Source organism: Vibrio sp. 811, assembly GCF_033339195.1.
The window spans coordinates 575,966-591,433 of sequence record NZ_JAWOUB010000001.1 but is presented as its reverse complement, the minus strand read 5'-3'; the positions used below and the strand labels follow the sequence as shown (position 1 = coordinate 591,433).

Below are 15,468 nucleotides of genomic sequence, written 5' to 3'. Positions count from 1 at the left end.
GATTCCTGTATTACTAGAACGATCGAGCGCGGATGAAGCGAATTAACTTGGCACTAAAGTAACCTGAGATAACACCTATCCAGTTGGTGCTGAGATCATCAAAACTAAATGATCGATTTGGAATAAAAAGTTGGCTTATTTCTTCCATTGAAACGATAGCCAACAGCAGTAGCAAAAGACGAATCCCAAAAATGTCGGTTTTATTCGAGCTCACCAGAGAAGGGAACGTGAAAACCGATAAAAAGCCGATCAATAAACTGAAAGTAAAGTGAAGCGTACTCGATCCGCCTAAGTAGGTTTCCATTTGCAGGTAAGCAGTATGGTGTAGGTCAGAGCTTTTCCACAAAGAGAGTGAAGCGGTTAGCATCAGGACTAAAACAAAACTCGTGCGTGCCAGTATTAAAGCCATAATTAACCTATTGGAAAGAAGCCTAAGTAACGTTTTACAAAGTACAGTGCAGCTAAATTCTGGATAGCCATGCCAATTGCCATTGCCCACGCTGCACCAATCACCCCAAACATTTGGCAAAGCGTAACAAGTAGGCAGATAGACACCGTACCGGAGGAAATTGTAATGTATTTCATGGTTCTCTCATGACCGCTCATTAATAATAAAAACCCTACTGAACCAGTCGCAACATTGACTAACTGCCCCAGAGAAAGGACGACTAATAGTGGCGCCGCGGCGAGAAACTCCTCACCAAAAAACTGCATTACAAACTCGGGGAAGAGGGTGCAAATAATTACGGGTACAATCGCTAAACCAACATTGGCTCGGCACGCCAAGCGGCTCAGGTTCTGCAGTTTGAGCATTTGACGCTCTTTGTAGAGAGAGGCAAACATCGGGGCGACCACAAAGTTAATGGTAATCAGCACAAAGCCAATCAGTAGTGATGTACGTTGGGCTGCGGCTAACAAACCGAGTTCCGTTGTTGAGATAAAAAAGCCCGCAATAACAAGGCTTCCCCACTGAAGAACATTCGTGAAGATACTGCCAACCCAGACTTGCTTGGCAGAAGAGACCATTTTTTTGTTTAGTACGAAAGCCGATGTTTGATATTGATCTGAGCCAAGCCAATTGGCACTAGATATGACCGCGACACCTATGCTCGCTAAAAGCAGTGCGGTCATTAGATTGTTGATATTTTGCTGACCGATATAGTCTAGGGCAAAGACAAAAATGACCATCAACATGCTTACCCCAAGCTGCAACGCAAACAGAGATGATACGACTTTTCTACATGCTTGAAGCACCCGACTGTTGGTTTGCGCAAGCACCAAGAAAGGTATGCAAAGCAAGCATAAAATAATCGCATACATTGGTGATTGAGTCTGGTTTAGCTGCTCTGGAAACAGATTAAACCCTGCCAACAAAACGCCTATGGCGAGCAAGCAAAATGCCATACTTCGATAAAGTGCGGTTTTATAGTTTTGGCTTTGTTCAAGCTTCTCTTTGTTATTAAAAGCGATCGCATTGTAACGAACTAACGAGACATCAAAACCTAGCTGAGAAACGATAGCGAGTAGCGAGACTAGGTTGAATAAAAAGAAAAATTGACCGGCCGTCGAAGCGTCACTGGTCTTCGATACAATCAGAGTCAGTAAAAAAGCAAATAGCGCACTCAACACACGCGTGATTGCGGTTTTTAATCCAGTAGATAACAAGCTTTTTTTACCGCTGGGCATCAACAGTAATTTTTGTTGAACAGTGTGAAACATAGGGGCATTTAACCGTAAATATTATTGAGTGCGAGGCGCTGTTTTTCTTCACTGAAGGCATCGTTTAATTCTGCTGTATATTGGCGAAAATCGATCTCTTCATAATGATTGACACAATGCGCGATCTGCTTGGCCATTTCTTCAGGTGTGAGCGCTAAAAACGGGTAGTTGAGATCTTTGGTTGCGCCGATGGTCCGAATAACCATAGGAAGATGTAACTTGGATGCTTCTAGAATGGTTAACGGCATCCCTTCCCATGCTGCAGTATGTAGATAAAGGTCTGAACCCTTGAGCTTTTCAACTACCTCATTGCGAGGCAGCATGCCCGTTACATCCACATTTTCAGTGCGTAATTTCTGTTCGAGTACGTGGTCACCGCCACCTATCCATGTGATCTCTATCGGGCGGTTAAGCGCATACCGATTAAGGAACTGCAATGTGCTGATAAGAAACTGAGGATCTTTTTGGAGCGCGACACGACCAAGTACAACGAGCTTCAGCGCTTCTTGCTTGTTTCGCTCTATACGATCTTCACTTTGATAAGACACGTAGTTATTGAGCAGTTCGGCACGTTTCGCACCAATGCTAATGGCTAGGTCACACTCTCGTTGGCTACAGCCTGCAACCACATCAATTTTGCTCAGTTTTACTTTCTCTAGTGCTTTATAGATCTGGCGTGCAAGCTCTGAGATATCTTCACGTTCGAAGGCATAACAGTGCGGTGTGTAAACCAAGCGTGCCTTGCCAAGCTTTAGAAATCGGCCGAGAAATCCTGCTTTACTCGAGTGCAAATGCACGACGTCGGGGCCAAGTGATGCAATCATGTGGTTTGCATCGCGAATAAATTGAAGCAAGCCGCCTTCTACCCACTTTGTCTGTACGAAAATGTGGTGGTTGTTCTCATTGGTCAAGTCGTTTTCTCGGGCTCTGGCTAGCAAGAAATGCTGATAAGGCTCGTCTCTGGATGAGTGAACATAACTATAGAGGGCGGTTTGAACGCCACCTCCAAATGCTTCTGTAACATGGAGCACTTTCTTCATGATGATTTTGTCCCTGGTGTTTGCATCCATTTGTGTTTAAAAGCATCACGCTCTTGCTCTGAATAAACGTGGCGATACAAGGGAAGATCGTACATATAGAACAGTTTTGAGAAGTCGTAGTGATTCTTAAAGTGTTGGTGGATATTGGAGTACCACTTGTTTTTCGCTTCGTTGCTGTTTTTCAGCACGAAGTCTTGCAACTCAAGAAACTCACCGATTTCTTTATCAAGAGAACTGAGCTGTTCGCATTTGATTAGCATGACGTTGGCCTGATCGTTCTGGAATGTGAAGAAAGGTTGAGTGTTGTCCAGCTCTTGGCGCATCACATCGATATTGAAATTACGCTTTAACTCGTTGTCGAACCAGTCCGCAAAATAGTTGAGATTGATATAGTTATCAAAACAATGCTCGAGGTGCTGATACGTGACTTCCATATCTCGGTGAATTGCATCGTTCTTTTTGCCTTCGATAAATTGCAAATGGAGATCTTGAAAGAAGCGAGAAAAGACAGTTGCGATTGGATCGCGGACCAGCGTAACGATTTTAATCTGTTCTCGTTTTTGTAAGATACGTTTTCGCTGCTTGAGCACTAAGCGATAGAGTGCGCGGTTTCGGAAGTCGAAGAATTTACTCACGTCTTTTTTATTGTGATACATGTGAAATTCTTCGTGATCATCAAAGGTGTGGATGTGATAGCTCGGGATATTTTTCTCCCCTAGCGTGTGCTCAATTGATGAGGAGCCAACTTTGCCCATTTGGTAAACTAAAACAAAATTATCAGCTTGGAGTTCTCGGTTCTTTTCAAATTGTCGAGAGATTGAATACTTCATCTATCCTATCCTTGATTATTCATATTCGTGGTGATGGTTTACCGGAAAAGTATGAGCAATGGCCCGTGAGTCGTTGCTCATGCTGATCATGACGGGTAACAAGAGTATTAAAATTATGGTGGTGTTTACCGCAACGAAAAACACCATGATGAGGGCGTATATCGCAAGTAATAGGCTTTTTCTGTTTTCATTAAGGCTGCGGAAGCAAAAGCGAATAAAAAGAAAATAACCACCAAACAGCAGACCGATACCAAGCAATCCGTATTCAATTGCGGTATCTAACACAAAGTTGTGGGTGTAGATCGCCAGCTCATCATAGTTAAAGTAACTGATCATAAAGTTGGGTAACATTTTCGCGCCGACACCTAACACTGGGTGTTGAAGTAAAATATCTAGCCCATTGGCAAGTAAAAGTTTTCTATGAAGATTCGATACCCAGCGGGCTTCACTTTGGTTGGCAAATAAGACGTCTTCTTGGGTTATTTCCAATGTGTCTGCTAGCGTTTCAAACCCAACGTAGAGTGTGGTTGTGACGGCAGTAAACACAATGAAGCTCAAAGCTAATAAAATTGTCCACGTGTACGTTTCGCTGAGCGATTTTCTCATTAAGTTTTTTACGAGCAGTTGGTCAAAGAAGAAAAGCAGACAAAAACCAAGTAGCGCTTTTCTTTCTTGTGACAACACCAGTAATACTAAAGCTACGAGCATCAAAAGGTGGAAAGCGCGAATTTTATCTCGATAAAGGTACAGTAGCGAGCACAGTACACCGAACCCGTATTTACTTACCCCGAGTAACTTAAACCCGCTTTGATAGCCCTGAGCAAAGTGCCATAAGGCAACGAGCGTACAGATGAAAAACAACAGATACGTGAAATAAACCATTACCCGTTCGTCATCAAACACGCCATAGGCGTACATTAGGCTCAGTAGGCACAAAATCGCTAACCATTGCACAGTTTCTATAACTAGCGGCATTAAAGGGACGCGATTTAGCAGACCATTTATGAACACATACCCAGTGAACAATATGAGGAACCCCATACAGGGATGCATGAGTTTTTCAGCTTTTCCTTCCAATACCACTAATGCAGTAAAACCAATGGACAAAAGGCTTGCGATGTCAGATGGGGCTAGCGCTATTCCTCCAGCACGAAACTTCATAGGAATAAAGAACAATGCTAATAGGCATGCTGCAAGCAATGAGGCGCGATGGCTCGATGGCACGGAACTATTTGTTGGCGCAAAGCTGCTGGTAGATTCCATAGTAACCTTCACGAAATTTATCGATGGTGTAGAGAGAGGCCCTATTGACTGAGTATTGACTTGCAGCGTCATACCGCTCAACACTTTCACACAGCTGGAGAACTTTTTGGCTCAGTTCAGTGGCGTTACCAACTTGAAATAAATATTCGGCACGTCCGGTGACGTCATCCAAACCAGGTACGTCCGATGATAATACGGGTAAGCCTGCTGCCATGGCCTCAACCGCCGCCAAGCCAAAGCCTTCGACGTGCGACGATTGCACGTAAATATCCATGTCGTTCAAAAAGGCTGGAACGTCAGAAACTACGCCATGAAAGTGAACACGTTGCGCGACGTTGATTTTTGTTGCCAATGCTTGCAGTGACGATTTTTTTTCTCCATCTCCCGCAAGGTGGAGTTCGTATCGTCTTGGTAAATGGATAAGTGCTTGGATAAGCGTTTCATGATCTTTATGTTGGTGAAGTCGGCCCACCATTCCAATCTTGATAACTGGTTTGTCGATTAGGTGGCTGGCGAATCTTGGTGTCATAGAAAACCTTTTTAAATCAACGCCATTGTGCACCACGTGATATTTGTGTTGGTAGCGAGGCATGAACTTCACCAGTTCATCTTGTACTTTTTCACTAATACTGACCGTCAAGTCGTGGCCCCAATATAAGACGTATTCCATGAACTTAAACAGCGGATAGTCACGTCGACGGTTATAAGAACAGTGCTCAGTCTGGATTCGTTTTTTACCTACCGCCAATAGCGCTAGGTAAATGGAAGGGTAGAGGTGCCCGTGAACGACATCCGGCCAACGCAGCAAAGAGAATTTCTCACTCAATGACAATGTGCGCCAGTTAAAACACTCTATCCCTTGGGCGGATAGCATTGGTAAGTAATCATTTTCATCACACAAGACCAAAATTTTGATTTCGTATTCAGGCTTATGTTCTAAAACAAGGTCGACTAAGAACTTCTGAGCACCACCGTTCTGAGAAAGATCATTAATAATATGTAGAATCTTGGTTTTCATGATTAATTGGTCAGATATTGCTGTTTAAGGTCGGTGATTTCTGCATTTGAGAAAAAGTGCTTCGTCAATTTAGAATTCAGCATTTCTTCAACGTACTCGGGTGTAGGTTGAAATTGCGTTTTGAATTCTTTCATTAGTGGCGAGTACCATTTGTTGTCTGATTGATTTTCATAAACAACATCCACGGGGTAACCTAAAAAGTCTTCAACTGCGGAGTTAGCCTTCGTTAGCTTGTCACTTCGAATGACCAACAGTGAGAAGTTATTGTTATGGTATGTTTGATAGCCTACTTCGTGATTAAAAGACTCGTTAAACACATCAATCCCTGTTAGTTGTTTGATCTCGTTGTCAAACCACTGCAGCGCATATTGATGATTCATGTGCTTATCAAATGCTTCTTGGAGTAATTGAGGTCGTTCGGTACGTATTGCGCTGTCATCCTTTAGATATTTGTCCGCCATCCAAAAAGGAAGTGCTTGAAAGAACATTGAGACATTTCGTCCGATCGGTTCACGCACCAGCGAGATAATTCGAACTTTTTTTTTGCGCTTTAACATATGGCTCATCGTTATACGCTTTAGTCGTCGCTTTAACGCATTGATCTGAGGCTTATGCAATTGCGCTCTAACGGGGGATATTTGTTTTTGCGCATCGACGGTCATAAGGTCGTGCAAGTGAATCGAGTCAGGAATGGAATGCTCTAATGCACTCGAACCTACTTTGCCCATTTGATAGATCAATACCGGCTGTTCTTGGCTTTTCAACGTTTGGTACCAAGATAGGTTTACGTTAGTAGGCGTATTTCTGGACATAAAGCGTCTCTCCTTCCTTGGCCTTGGCTTGTGTGATTAAGACGCCAAGAGATGGAACTGAGTGTTGTATTTGTTTGGATAACGCAAGGTTAACCAGTGATGATTTTGTTGATTCTGAGCGAATGACGGTGATCAGACCATTGGCATACTGACCAAGAATAAGTGCGTCACTCACTGACAGTAGGGGCGGTGTATCGATAATGATCCGGTCATACTTATTTTGAAAATGTTCGAGCAACTTTTTAAAGCGATCAGAAGCCAATAATTCCTGTGGGTTTGGCGGAATTAGGCCAGCCGGTAATACATCTAAGTTGGCTTCTTTTATATGTGTAACACAATCTTTGATTGGCGTATCCATCGTCAGGATATGCGTTAAGCCAGGGCTTGATTCAGCAATACCGAATCGCTTTGCTATGGAAGGTCGACGTAAATCGCAGTCGATGATCAATACCTTTTCCATTTTTGAAAACGACACCGCCATATTGATACTGGTTGATGTTTTTCCTTCTTCTGGAATAGCAGAGGTAAAGGGCAATATCTTTTGCTTCGTGTTGGTTAATCTGAGCAGAAGCGAGGTTCTGACGGAGCGGCAAGCTTCACTAAATAGCTTTTCTTCATCATCTAAATACGCGGTATAACTGACGCCGTTTTTACGCAAATTGCGTTTTTTGACCATAGGAATCACACCTAAACACGTAACACCAAGTTTTTCCTGCACATCGGCTGTGCTTCGGATAACTTCTCGCATCGTTTCTAAGATGATGACTAGAGCGCAAGCAATGGCAAAGCCAAAAAAGGTGGCAATTAGTACCAGTTTGATTCGTTGTGGTGCCACCGGGAATAGAGGAATGATGGCTTTATCAGTAAAGCGAGCAGTGACATTCTTGTAGTCGCTGGTGGCGTTGGTCTCTTTCTCACGATTTAAGAACGCTTCATAGAGTGCCTTATTGGATTCAACCTCGCGTTTTAACTGTTCGTAACGCGCTTTTTGTGACCCTAACGATTGGAAGTCTGACTTTTTGTTATCGAGTTCTGCGCGAAGCATGTCCTCTTGCGCTTTTGCAGCAAGAAGGTCTTGTTGCTTACTGAAGGAAATGTCACGGATGAGTTGCTGGGTTCTAGATTGAATTTCAGCAAGCTGCGCTTTCGCCTGAATCATTCGATCATGTTTAGGTCCGTAGCGCTGTGCCAGTTCAGAGAGATTTTTGGCTGCCTGTGCTTCCGACAATTTTAGATCGCGGATTTGCGCTTGATTAGCGAATTCATCAATTGACAACAAGCTGTCTAAACTTTGCGAAGATTTACGTCGTAACAATTGGATTAACGTCTGCGCTTCAATACGCTTATTAACAGCGATATTCAGCTTGCGAGTGAGTTCTTCTAGCTCATTTGCGTAAATTTCATCAATACCGTTTATATCGATCAACCCTTCTTTTAACAAGAATTCTTGCAGCGCTTGCTCCGAGTTACGTAATCGCTCCTCCAATTTTTGAGAGTTATTTGTCAACCAAGTAGCCGCATTTTGTGTAACGACCAATTTGGCTTCAAAATTTGCGTCAATGTAGGCTTGGCCGACCGCGTTGGCGATTGTCGTCGCAAGCTTAGGATCGGTAGAACGAAAGCGAATTCTGACTAATTGGGTGTTACGTACTGGCTCAATATCGAGTTTACTTCTGAAAGCTTGAAGTGCCTGATAATAGGACTCTGAAAACTGGGCGGTTTCTTTTGGGCTTGGTGCCACATTCAGTAGGTCTTGAACAAAAGGAATCGACTTTATTTGGTCGATTTTTTTATTTAACCCCCCTGAGCTTGTGAATTCAGGTAATTGGGTGAGGTTCAGCTCTCTAATGACCTTATCTGCAATATGATTCGATTTTAAAATGGCGATTTGCGTTTGAAAGTACTCTTTTTTTGTCGTGTCGACGCCATATACTTCCTCGATTGAAAGGGCGCTTTTTTGCTCCTCTTGGATGAGTAGCGTAGCTGTAGCTTGGTATATCGATGCTTTGGAGTAGATATACCAAGTACAAGTTAATGAGAACAGAAGCGTGAATGCTGCGATGCTTAGCCAATTCTTTTTAATCGCTTTGAAGTGATGGCCAAAACGAATCAGTTCTACTTTGTTCATCTGGAGATTATTTGGATGAGTCCCGTTCATTTGATTCCCTGTCACTTAAAAGAAGCTCTGGTCAATAAATACAATGTCACCAGGTTCAACGTTGCGGTGCATACTGACCCCTTCCATCGTTTGACCCGTTTTATGCTTGGTGAGGTTAATGCCTTTGCGTGAGGCTCTGTCGGTCAAGCCGCCTGCTAGAGCGATGGCCTTCTCTATGGTTAATCCTGGACGGTACTCAAATCCACCAGGCTTCCTGACTTCGCCATTAACGTAAAACAGACGAAAATTATTGATGGTGACCATCACTTTTGGATTGATGAGATAATCGCCTTTTAAGCCCGTTTCTATTTCGTACTTGAGTTGTTTTGGTGTTTTTTTGATTGCTTTAATTCGGCCAAGGTAGGGGTAATCAAAGTAGCCATCTGACGTTATTAGAATATTTTTAATCGTAAGATCTTCTTCACCATAGACCTGCACGGAAATGGTATCGCCAGTATCGAGTAAGTAATCTTCCTCGTTTGAGTCAGCGTTGACCAAAGTGCTAAATAGCAACAACGCTACACTCATGAATTTGATGAATGCCTTCATTAATAATCCTTTTTACAGAGAAAACTGTGCGCTTAAAGTCCAAATATTTTGTTCGAAGCTATAATCCGATCGGCTAGAGTTTTTATCTTGGTATTGCCAATCGGCTTGCAGCTGTATCCAACGTTTGATCTGATAATCGATACCAAAAGATAGAGTGTACCGATCGTCGTTTCTGGAGATTCCCGTGTAATCATCTTGTTGATAAACAGCACCTAAGCGAGTTGCAAGGTAACTATTCCAATCGTGCTTCAGGTTCAGTCGGTAACGAGTTTGTAGGTTGTAATCGCCATCTTGATCGGGGTTAACCGCCGCTTGAGTGGTTTTCACGCTGACTAGAGTTTGTTCTTGAGGCAACCATTCAAAGCCGATATCCCAACTAAAGCCTTTAAATGTCTCTCGTTGAGCGCTGTCAAAATCTTTGATTTGATAACCGAGTCGAGCGATGCCTTTGGTTTTTCCTGTGACTTCCCATTCGGCACCGGTGTAATAGAAACTGGTGTTGTTATCTTTCGATGGCTGCGCAGAATTTCGGTGCTGATACTCGGTTACGATTTGGTTTGTTCCGACTAACCAATAGGTTCTTGGCGTCGCTCTTAAATAGAACTCCAAATGTGCATTGGGAGCTCGAAAATCGTTGTATTTAGTTTTAGCGTTTGGGCCCCCAGGCAAGCCGTCACGATAGTTTTGATAGGTTTTATCACTATAGCCTAAACCGAATTCGAGTCTGCCTTTGGCACCGTTAGATCCAAAGACATAATTGGTTTTTACATCGTTACGGTTGAACTCTATTGGTGAGTCGATTGCGCTACCATTACCTTCGGTAATATCTTCTCCTCGAACTTCATGCTGGGCGCGAAAACGGTAATCAACCACTAAACGATGACGATGATTAAATTCGAAAAAGTTGGAAAACTGAAAAGTGTGGTCGTCGAAGTCGTTGCGATCGTCAGATGAAAAGCCAGCTTTTAACTTATATAAAATATCTGCGCGATAGCGATTCCGTTCTATACGTGCTAGTAAGCTTGGTTCTATACCCCAAATATTGACCGATTCTACATTGCCGGATTTTTCCGCTTTATTGATGTTGTCATCTCCCTCGTAGAAAGTTTTTACGAGGGGAATCAACTCTATACCAGACTCGGTTTGGTAAGCCATCGGTTCTGCGAGCAAGTCAGTAGAAAACAGACTCAATGTTATTGCCATTGTCAGTTTCTTCATAATCTTAACCTTAGTAAGCGTTAGCACCAGTGAAGCCTTTGAAAACGGTCATAAAGATGATTTTGATGTCCATCCAAACCGACCAGTGGTGGATGTAATCCAAATCAAACTCGACTCTCTTTTCCATTTTTTCTAAGGTGTCTGTTTCGCCGCGATAGCCATTAATTTGCGCCCAGCCAGTAATGCCTGGTTTTACTTTGTGACGTAGCATGTATCGGTCAACAATCTGGCGATACTCTTCATTGTGCGCCACGGCATGAGGGCGTGGACCAACAATAGACATGGTCCCTTGCAGTACATTGATAAATTGAGGCAGTTCGTCCAAAGAGGTGCGACGTAGAAATCCGCCAAAAGGCGTAATACGAGGATCGTTCTTTGTCGCCTGTTTCACGTTGGAACCTTGATCCATGGTTGTCATTGAACGGAACTTCCAGACTTCAATCTTGCGTCCATCAAGACCGTAACGATGTTGTTTAAAGATGACAGGGCCTTTAGACGTTGCCTTAATGCCAATCGCAATGACGAATAGAATAGGGGCGATTAAGACCAAAATAATGCTCGAAAACAAGATGTCTTCAAACCGTTTTACCCAAGAAGAAATTCCAGCAAAAGGTGTATCAAAGACACTTAGTGTTTGAACTTGGCCGATCTGCGCCCAACGAGAATGTAAAAGGTTATAAGTGAAGAAGTCGGGAATCAGATACGTATTTGCGGTGGTATCTGAGAATTGGTTAAGAAGTGACGCAATGCGCTCTTTTGCGTGCATTGGCATCGCGATATAGACGTAATCTACTTCCCCTTTTTTAGCTCGCTCAAGGGCGTGGCCAACAGCTCCTTTAATAGGATAATCAGAATTTGGCAATCTGTCGGAAGATCGTTCGTCGTAAAAGCCATCAAAAAGCACGCCGTGTTCTGTGTGGTTTTGAATTTCGTTAGCTAGGGTAATGCCGTGAGGAGTTTGGCCGATGATGATCGCAGTGCGAGTGTTGAATCCTTTTTTTCTCAAATAGGCTAATCCGGTACGGAATGTTACTCGCCATGCTAAAAGCAGAGCGGGCGTAATCGCAAACCACAGCGCTAAAATTGTGTTATCAAATAAGGTATGGACTTCAGAAAAATACAGCACAATAAAGATAAGTGCAGAAGTCACCGCCCAAGCAACACAGACAATAAACATCTGCTCTTTAAACGAACTGGTTCGCCAAGAGCGATAAAGATTGCCGCTTTCTGCCATAAATAGAAAGGAGATGCCTCCAACGAAAGCCAATATGACGTAATCTTTCCCCATCGCAGTATTCATGTCTTTGAACACTAAAAGCAGCATAAAAGAGACGATGACAGCAAGATCTGAGATGCGATATAAAAAAGCGAACTCCATCTCATGAGAGCGGATAAGTCCTTTTTGTTTCATGACTCAGTTTCCCTTCTGACACGCTACCGCCCTTGGGTGTCTTCCCCAATTGCCGTGTCGTGAACGTTATTAGTAGTTAGTGCACAGAGCATTCTGTGGAATGCTGCTGAGTTTTTTGTCACGTGTAATTTCGTTGATAAGTGTAAAAATTTGCGTTGTTGAGGTAAGTGGAAATAAGAATGATATTTAGCCCTTTGGCTAAGTTTGGCGGGTTAGGAAAAAGCTGGTACTTACTTATGAGGAATGAGGAAAAGTATTAAAAATGAAGTATCAGTACAAAGACAATGGTTTATGTGAAGGTAGAAGAAACGGGTGATCTTATTCGTTAACGATTAATGATTTAGTATCGAATTACTTATATTTATTAGGATAAAAAAATCCCTCTCTAGTGAGAGGGATTTATTGTGAATCAGGACGAATGAATTATTCGACTTCTACGCCGTTTTCTTTGTATAGGCGGCGGCATGCACGACCATCACTGTGGAACAGGTGACAACGGTGTGCTGGAATACCGATCTCGATTTTATCGCCGGTATCGACTGCGAGCGTGTCAGGCTGACGGAAAATAACGTCCGCGTCCGCACCTTCTAGGTTTAGGTATACTTGAGTTTCGTTACCTAGCTTCTCAACAATCATCACTTCACCGTGAATACTTGCATCAGCTTCAGAAGCGGATAATAGGTGCTCAGGGCGAATGCCTAAAGACATTCGGTCGCCGCGGTTAACTGTTGTACCATCCACCGGAATCCAGAAAGATACGCCGTTAGATAGTTGAACTTTGACGCGCTCTGCTTCTACTTCATCAATGAATACGCTCATGAAGTTCATTTTCGGAGAACCGATAAAGCCAGCTACAAAGCGGTTTTGTGGGTAATGGTAAAGCTCAAGCGGCTTACCAACTTGCGATACATAACCGCCGTCTAGTACAACGATTTTATCTGCCATTGTCATCGCTTCTACCTGATCGTGCGTTACGTAGATCATGGTACAACCAAGTTGGCGCTGAAGTTTCGTGATTTGTGCACGCATGTTTACACGCAGTGCCGCATCCAAGTTTGATAGTGGCTCGTCTAGAAGGAATACATTTGGCTGCGATACCAATGTTCGGCCAATCGCCACACGTTGACGCTGTCCACCAGAAAGTGCTTTTGGTTGGCGCTCAAGCAAGTGGCCTAGTTGTAGGATTTCTGCTGCTTGTTCAACACGCTTGTCGATTTCTGCTTTGTCTGCTTTTGCTAGTTTCAAGCCAAATGACATGTTGTCATATAAGTTAAGGTGCGGGTAAAGAGCGTAAGACTGGAATACCATACCAACACCACGTTTGGATGGTTCGACGTCATTCATGCGCTGGTCACCAATATACAAATCACCTGAAGTAATGTCTTCAAGACCGGCAATACAACGTAAAAGGGTAGATTTACCACAACCTGATGGACCTACGAAAACAACAAATTCACCTTCGTTGATTGTTAGGTCTACGTTCTTAGAAATCAGTACGTCGCCATACGCTTTACAAACATTTTTTAACGTGACACTCGCCATGTAGCTCGTCCTCGATCAATTTTTTATTATTCACCGCTCATCATTATATGAATTATCTAGCGAGCAGTAACAGTAGGAATCGGTAAGTTCTTGCGGTTGGTAAGAAAAGTAGGGTAGCACTTCAATAAAATGTCCTGAATAGAAGTGCTACCCATCATAGCCAAGTACGAGTTTCTCTCCCCCACATTATTCGTATTGTCTCCCCCGTGAAATAATTACCACAAACAACACTAATAATGACATTCCACTCGTCTGGCAATGCAAAACCAGCAAATCTTTTTCCTAATACGTAGGCACTGCTGGGAAAGGGTTCTTACCATCCACTCTTGGATGACTGCAGTTTCTAAGATTGTGCGTAGTGCGACATCCTCCTAATAGAAATAATTGTAGGGGGAGTAGAAAGGGAGGAGTAAAAAAGGAGGAGGAAGAAAGCAGTTGGTCGGAAATCACATTATTGCACCACCTAAAGTTGAAACCGATCACAGGAACTATCCATTTTGTGATTTGAGTCTCTTACCCTTGGCGATTTAGATCACGAAAATACGTCATAATTGTAAGGGCGTAGGGATTAGGAGGATGAGACATATTGGATTATTTCAGATGATATATGTCGAAATACGGCTGAACCTCAATGGACTAGCCCTACATCAAAAATATAAAAAGGATACGAACATGAAAAAGTTAAGCGCTGTAGCACTAGGTACTCTTGTTGCTTTGGGTTCTTTTGGTGCTAATGCTGCCATCGAAGAAGGACAACTTACTATCTGGATCAACGGTGATAAAGGCTACAACGGCCTTGCTGAAGTTGGTAAGAAATTTGAAGAAGACACAGGCATTAAAGTGACTGTGGCTCACCCAGATGGCCTTCAAGACAAATTCCCTCAAACTGCAGCGACTGGCGACGGTCCTGATATCGTATTCTGGGCTCACGACCGTTTCGGTGGTTACGCAGAAGCTGGCCTGCTAGCAGAAATTAAACCTTCTAAGAATATTCAAGAAGGTATCGTTGATTTCGCTTGGGATGCAGTACGTTACGACGGCAAATTGATCGGCTATCCAGTTGCGGTTGAGTCTCTATCTCTAATCTACAACAAAGACCTAGTTCCAAACCCACCAAAGTCTTGGGAAGAGGTTGCAGCATTAGATGCAAAACTTAAAAAAGATGGCAAGTCTGCAATCATGTGGAACCTAAAAGAACCGTACTTCACTTGGCCACTAATGGCGGCTGATGGCGGCTACGCGTTCAAATACACTTCTGAAGGTTACGATGTTAAAGACGCTGGTATCGCGAAAGAAGGCGTTAAAGACGCAATGAGCTTCGTAAAAGGCTTAGTTGATAAAGGCGTAATCTCTGCGGATATGGATTACTCCGTGTCTGAATCTGCGTTCAACCAAGGCAAAACAGCGATGACGATCAACGGTCCATGGTCTTGGGGCAACATTGAGAAGTCAGGCGTTAACTACGGCGTGACTACGCTACCTAAGTTCCAAGGTCAATCTTCTAAGCCATTCGTTGGTGTTCTAACAGCTGGTATCAGCACTGCGTCTCCAAACAAAGACCTAGCGGTTGAGTTCATTGAGAACTACCTACTAACAAACGATGGCCTACGTATGGTTAACAACGATAAGCCTCTAGGTGCGGTAGCGCTTAACTCGTTCCAACGTGAACTAGATTCAGATACTCGTATCGCTGCGACTATGGATAACGCGATGAACGGCGAAATCATGCCAAATATCCCTCAAATGAACGCATTCTGGGGTGCGGCTAAGAACGCAATCATCAACGTAGTTGACGGTCGTCAAACTGTCGATGCAGCTCTTGCAGATGCAGAAAAACAAATGACTAAATAATTAAGTAAGACCTTTTTAAGGAGGAGGCAACTCCTCCTTACTTTTCTATATTTATTC

General features: G+C 43.2%; 13 protein-coding genes. 1 reads left to right on the top strand and 12 read right to left on the bottom strand.

Annotated elements, in window-relative coordinates:
* Positions 1-13: 13 nt before the first annotated feature.
* From R7Q46_RS02560 to malK, 12 genes are all read right to left on the bottom strand, one after another.
* On the bottom strand, positions 14-409 hold the full coding sequence (locus tag R7Q46_RS02560; protein WP_031781000.1) for a VanZ family protein: 396 nt from the start codon (positions 407-409) through the stop codon (positions 14-16).
* A gap of 2 nt (positions 410-411) precedes the next feature.
* Positions 412-1,719, bottom strand: coding sequence for an oligosaccharide flippase family protein (locus R7Q46_RS02555; RefSeq protein ID WP_318077272.1), 1,308 nt, complete (start codon positions 1,717-1,719; stop codon positions 412-414).
* 8 nt (positions 1,720-1,727) lie between these two features.
* Complete coding sequence (locus R7Q46_RS02550; RefSeq protein ID WP_318077271.1) at positions 1,728-2,759, bottom strand: glycosyltransferase family 4 protein; 1,032 nt, start codon at positions 2,757-2,759, stop codon at positions 1,728-1,730.
* Positions 2,756-3,589, bottom strand: a complete 834-nt coding sequence (locus R7Q46_RS02545) for a putative capsular polysaccharide synthesis family protein (RefSeq protein ID WP_005375258.1) — start codon at positions 3,587-3,589, stop codon at positions 2,756-2,758. The genes R7Q46_RS02550 and R7Q46_RS02545 overlap by 4 nt, the downstream gene beginning before the upstream one ends.
* A gap of 15 nt (positions 3,590-3,604) precedes the next feature.
* Positions 3,605-4,852 carry an O-antigen ligase family protein gene (locus R7Q46_RS02540; RefSeq protein ID WP_169628852.1) on the bottom strand — a complete coding sequence of 416 codons (1,248 nt, stop codon included), beginning with the start codon at positions 4,850-4,852 and terminating at the stop codon, positions 3,605-3,607.
* Positions 4,818-5,870 (bottom strand): glycosyltransferase, encoded by a 1,053-nt coding sequence (locus tag R7Q46_RS02535; protein ID WP_238967434.1) that lies wholly within the window; start codon positions 5,868-5,870, stop codon positions 4,818-4,820. Before R7Q46_RS02535 ends, R7Q46_RS02540 begins: the two co-directional genes overlap by 35 nt.
* Before the next feature lie 2 nt (positions 5,871-5,872).
* Complete coding sequence (locus R7Q46_RS02530) at positions 5,873-6,682, bottom strand: putative capsular polysaccharide synthesis family protein (RefSeq protein WP_005385848.1); 810 nt, start codon at positions 6,680-6,682, stop codon at positions 5,873-5,875.
* The gene (locus R7Q46_RS02525) at positions 6,660-8,840 is read right to left on the bottom strand and encodes a GumC family protein (protein ID WP_171342490.1); all 2,181 of its coding nucleotides are present in this window, start codon (positions 8,838-8,840) and stop codon (positions 6,660-6,662) included. The genes R7Q46_RS02530 and R7Q46_RS02525 overlap by 23 nt, the downstream gene beginning before the upstream one ends.
* A 15-nt stretch (positions 8,841-8,855) precedes the next feature.
* Positions 8,856-9,389 (bottom strand): polysaccharide biosynthesis/export family protein, encoded by a 534-nt coding sequence (locus R7Q46_RS02520; RefSeq protein WP_005375265.1) that lies wholly within the window; start codon positions 9,387-9,389, stop codon positions 8,856-8,858.
* 12 nt (positions 9,390-9,401) lie between these two features.
* A complete protein-coding gene (locus R7Q46_RS02515; RefSeq protein ID WP_258469936.1) occupies positions 9,402-10,607 on the bottom strand; it encodes an outer membrane beta-barrel protein in 1,206 nt (401 codons plus the stop codon).
* A gap of 10 nt (positions 10,608-10,617) precedes the next feature.
* The gene (locus R7Q46_RS02510) at positions 10,618-12,018 is read right to left on the bottom strand and encodes an undecaprenyl-phosphate glucose phosphotransferase (RefSeq protein WP_318077270.1); all 1,401 of its coding nucleotides are present in this window, start codon (positions 12,016-12,018) and stop codon (positions 10,618-10,620) included.
* 423 nt (positions 12,019-12,441) lie between these two features.
* Positions 12,442-13,560 carry a maltose/maltodextrin ABC transporter ATP-binding protein MalK gene (malK, locus tag R7Q46_RS02505; protein ID WP_005375271.1) on the bottom strand — a complete coding sequence of 373 codons (1,119 nt, stop codon included), beginning with the start codon at positions 13,558-13,560 and terminating at the stop codon, positions 12,442-12,444.
* Positions 13,561-14,232: 672 nt separating this feature from the next.
* Here malK and malE point away from each other — a divergent pair.
* Positions 14,233-15,411 carry a maltose/maltodextrin ABC transporter substrate-binding protein MalE gene (gene malE / locus R7Q46_RS02500; protein ID WP_005375272.1) on the top strand — a complete coding sequence of 393 codons (1,179 nt, stop codon included), beginning with the start codon at positions 14,233-14,235 and terminating at the stop codon, positions 15,409-15,411.
* The last annotated feature ends 57 nt before the right edge of the window (positions 15,412-15,468 follow it).

What these genes read in the sequence shown, in the direction of transcription:
- R7Q46_RS02560 (WP_031781000.1), bottom strand. Translation starts at nt 409, where the DNA reads ATGGCTTTAATACTGGCACGCACGAGTTTTGTTTTAGTCCTGATGCTA.
- R7Q46_RS02530 (WP_005385848.1), bottom strand. Translation starts at nt 6,682, where the DNA reads ATGTCCAGAAATACGCCTACTAACGTAAACCTATCTTGGTACCAAACG.
- R7Q46_RS02510 (WP_318077270.1), bottom strand. Translation starts at nt 12,018, where the DNA reads ATGAAACAAAAAGGACTTATCCGCTCTCATGAGATGGAGTTCGCTTTT.
- R7Q46_RS02515 (WP_258469936.1), bottom strand. Translation starts at nt 10,607, where the DNA reads ATGAAGAAACTGACAATGGCAATAACATTGAGTCTGTTTTCTACTGAC.
- R7Q46_RS02520 (WP_005375265.1), bottom strand. Translation starts at nt 9,389, where the DNA reads ATGAAGGCATTCATCAAATTCATGAGTGTAGCGTTGTTGCTATTTAGC.
- malK (WP_005375271.1), bottom strand. Translation starts at nt 13,560, where the DNA reads ATGGCGAGTGTCACGTTAAAAAATGTTTGTAAAGCGTATGGCGACGTA.
- R7Q46_RS02550 (WP_318077271.1), bottom strand. Translation starts at nt 2,759, where the DNA reads ATGAAGAAAGTGCTCCATGTTACAGAAGCATTTGGAGGTGGCGTTCAA.
- R7Q46_RS02525 (WP_171342490.1), bottom strand. Translation starts at nt 8,840, where the DNA reads ATGAACGGGACTCATCCAAATAATCTCCAGATGAACAAAGTAGAACTG.
- R7Q46_RS02540 (WP_169628852.1), bottom strand. Translation starts at nt 4,852, where the DNA reads ATGGAATCTACCAGCAGCTTTGCGCCAACAAATAGTTCCGTGCCATCG.
- R7Q46_RS02555 (WP_318077272.1), bottom strand. Translation starts at nt 1,719, where the DNA reads ATGTTTCACACTGTTCAACAAAAATTACTGTTGATGCCCAGCGGTAAA.
- malE (WP_005375272.1), top strand. Translation starts at nt 14,233, where the DNA reads ATGAAAAAGTTAAGCGCTGTAGCACTAGGTACTCTTGTTGCTTTGGGT.
- R7Q46_RS02545 (WP_005375258.1), bottom strand. Translation starts at nt 3,589, where the DNA reads ATGAAGTATTCAATCTCTCGACAATTTGAAAAGAACCGAGAACTCCAA.
- R7Q46_RS02535 (WP_238967434.1), bottom strand. Translation starts at nt 5,870, where the DNA reads ATGAAAACCAAGATTCTACATATTATTAATGATCTTTCTCAGAACGGT.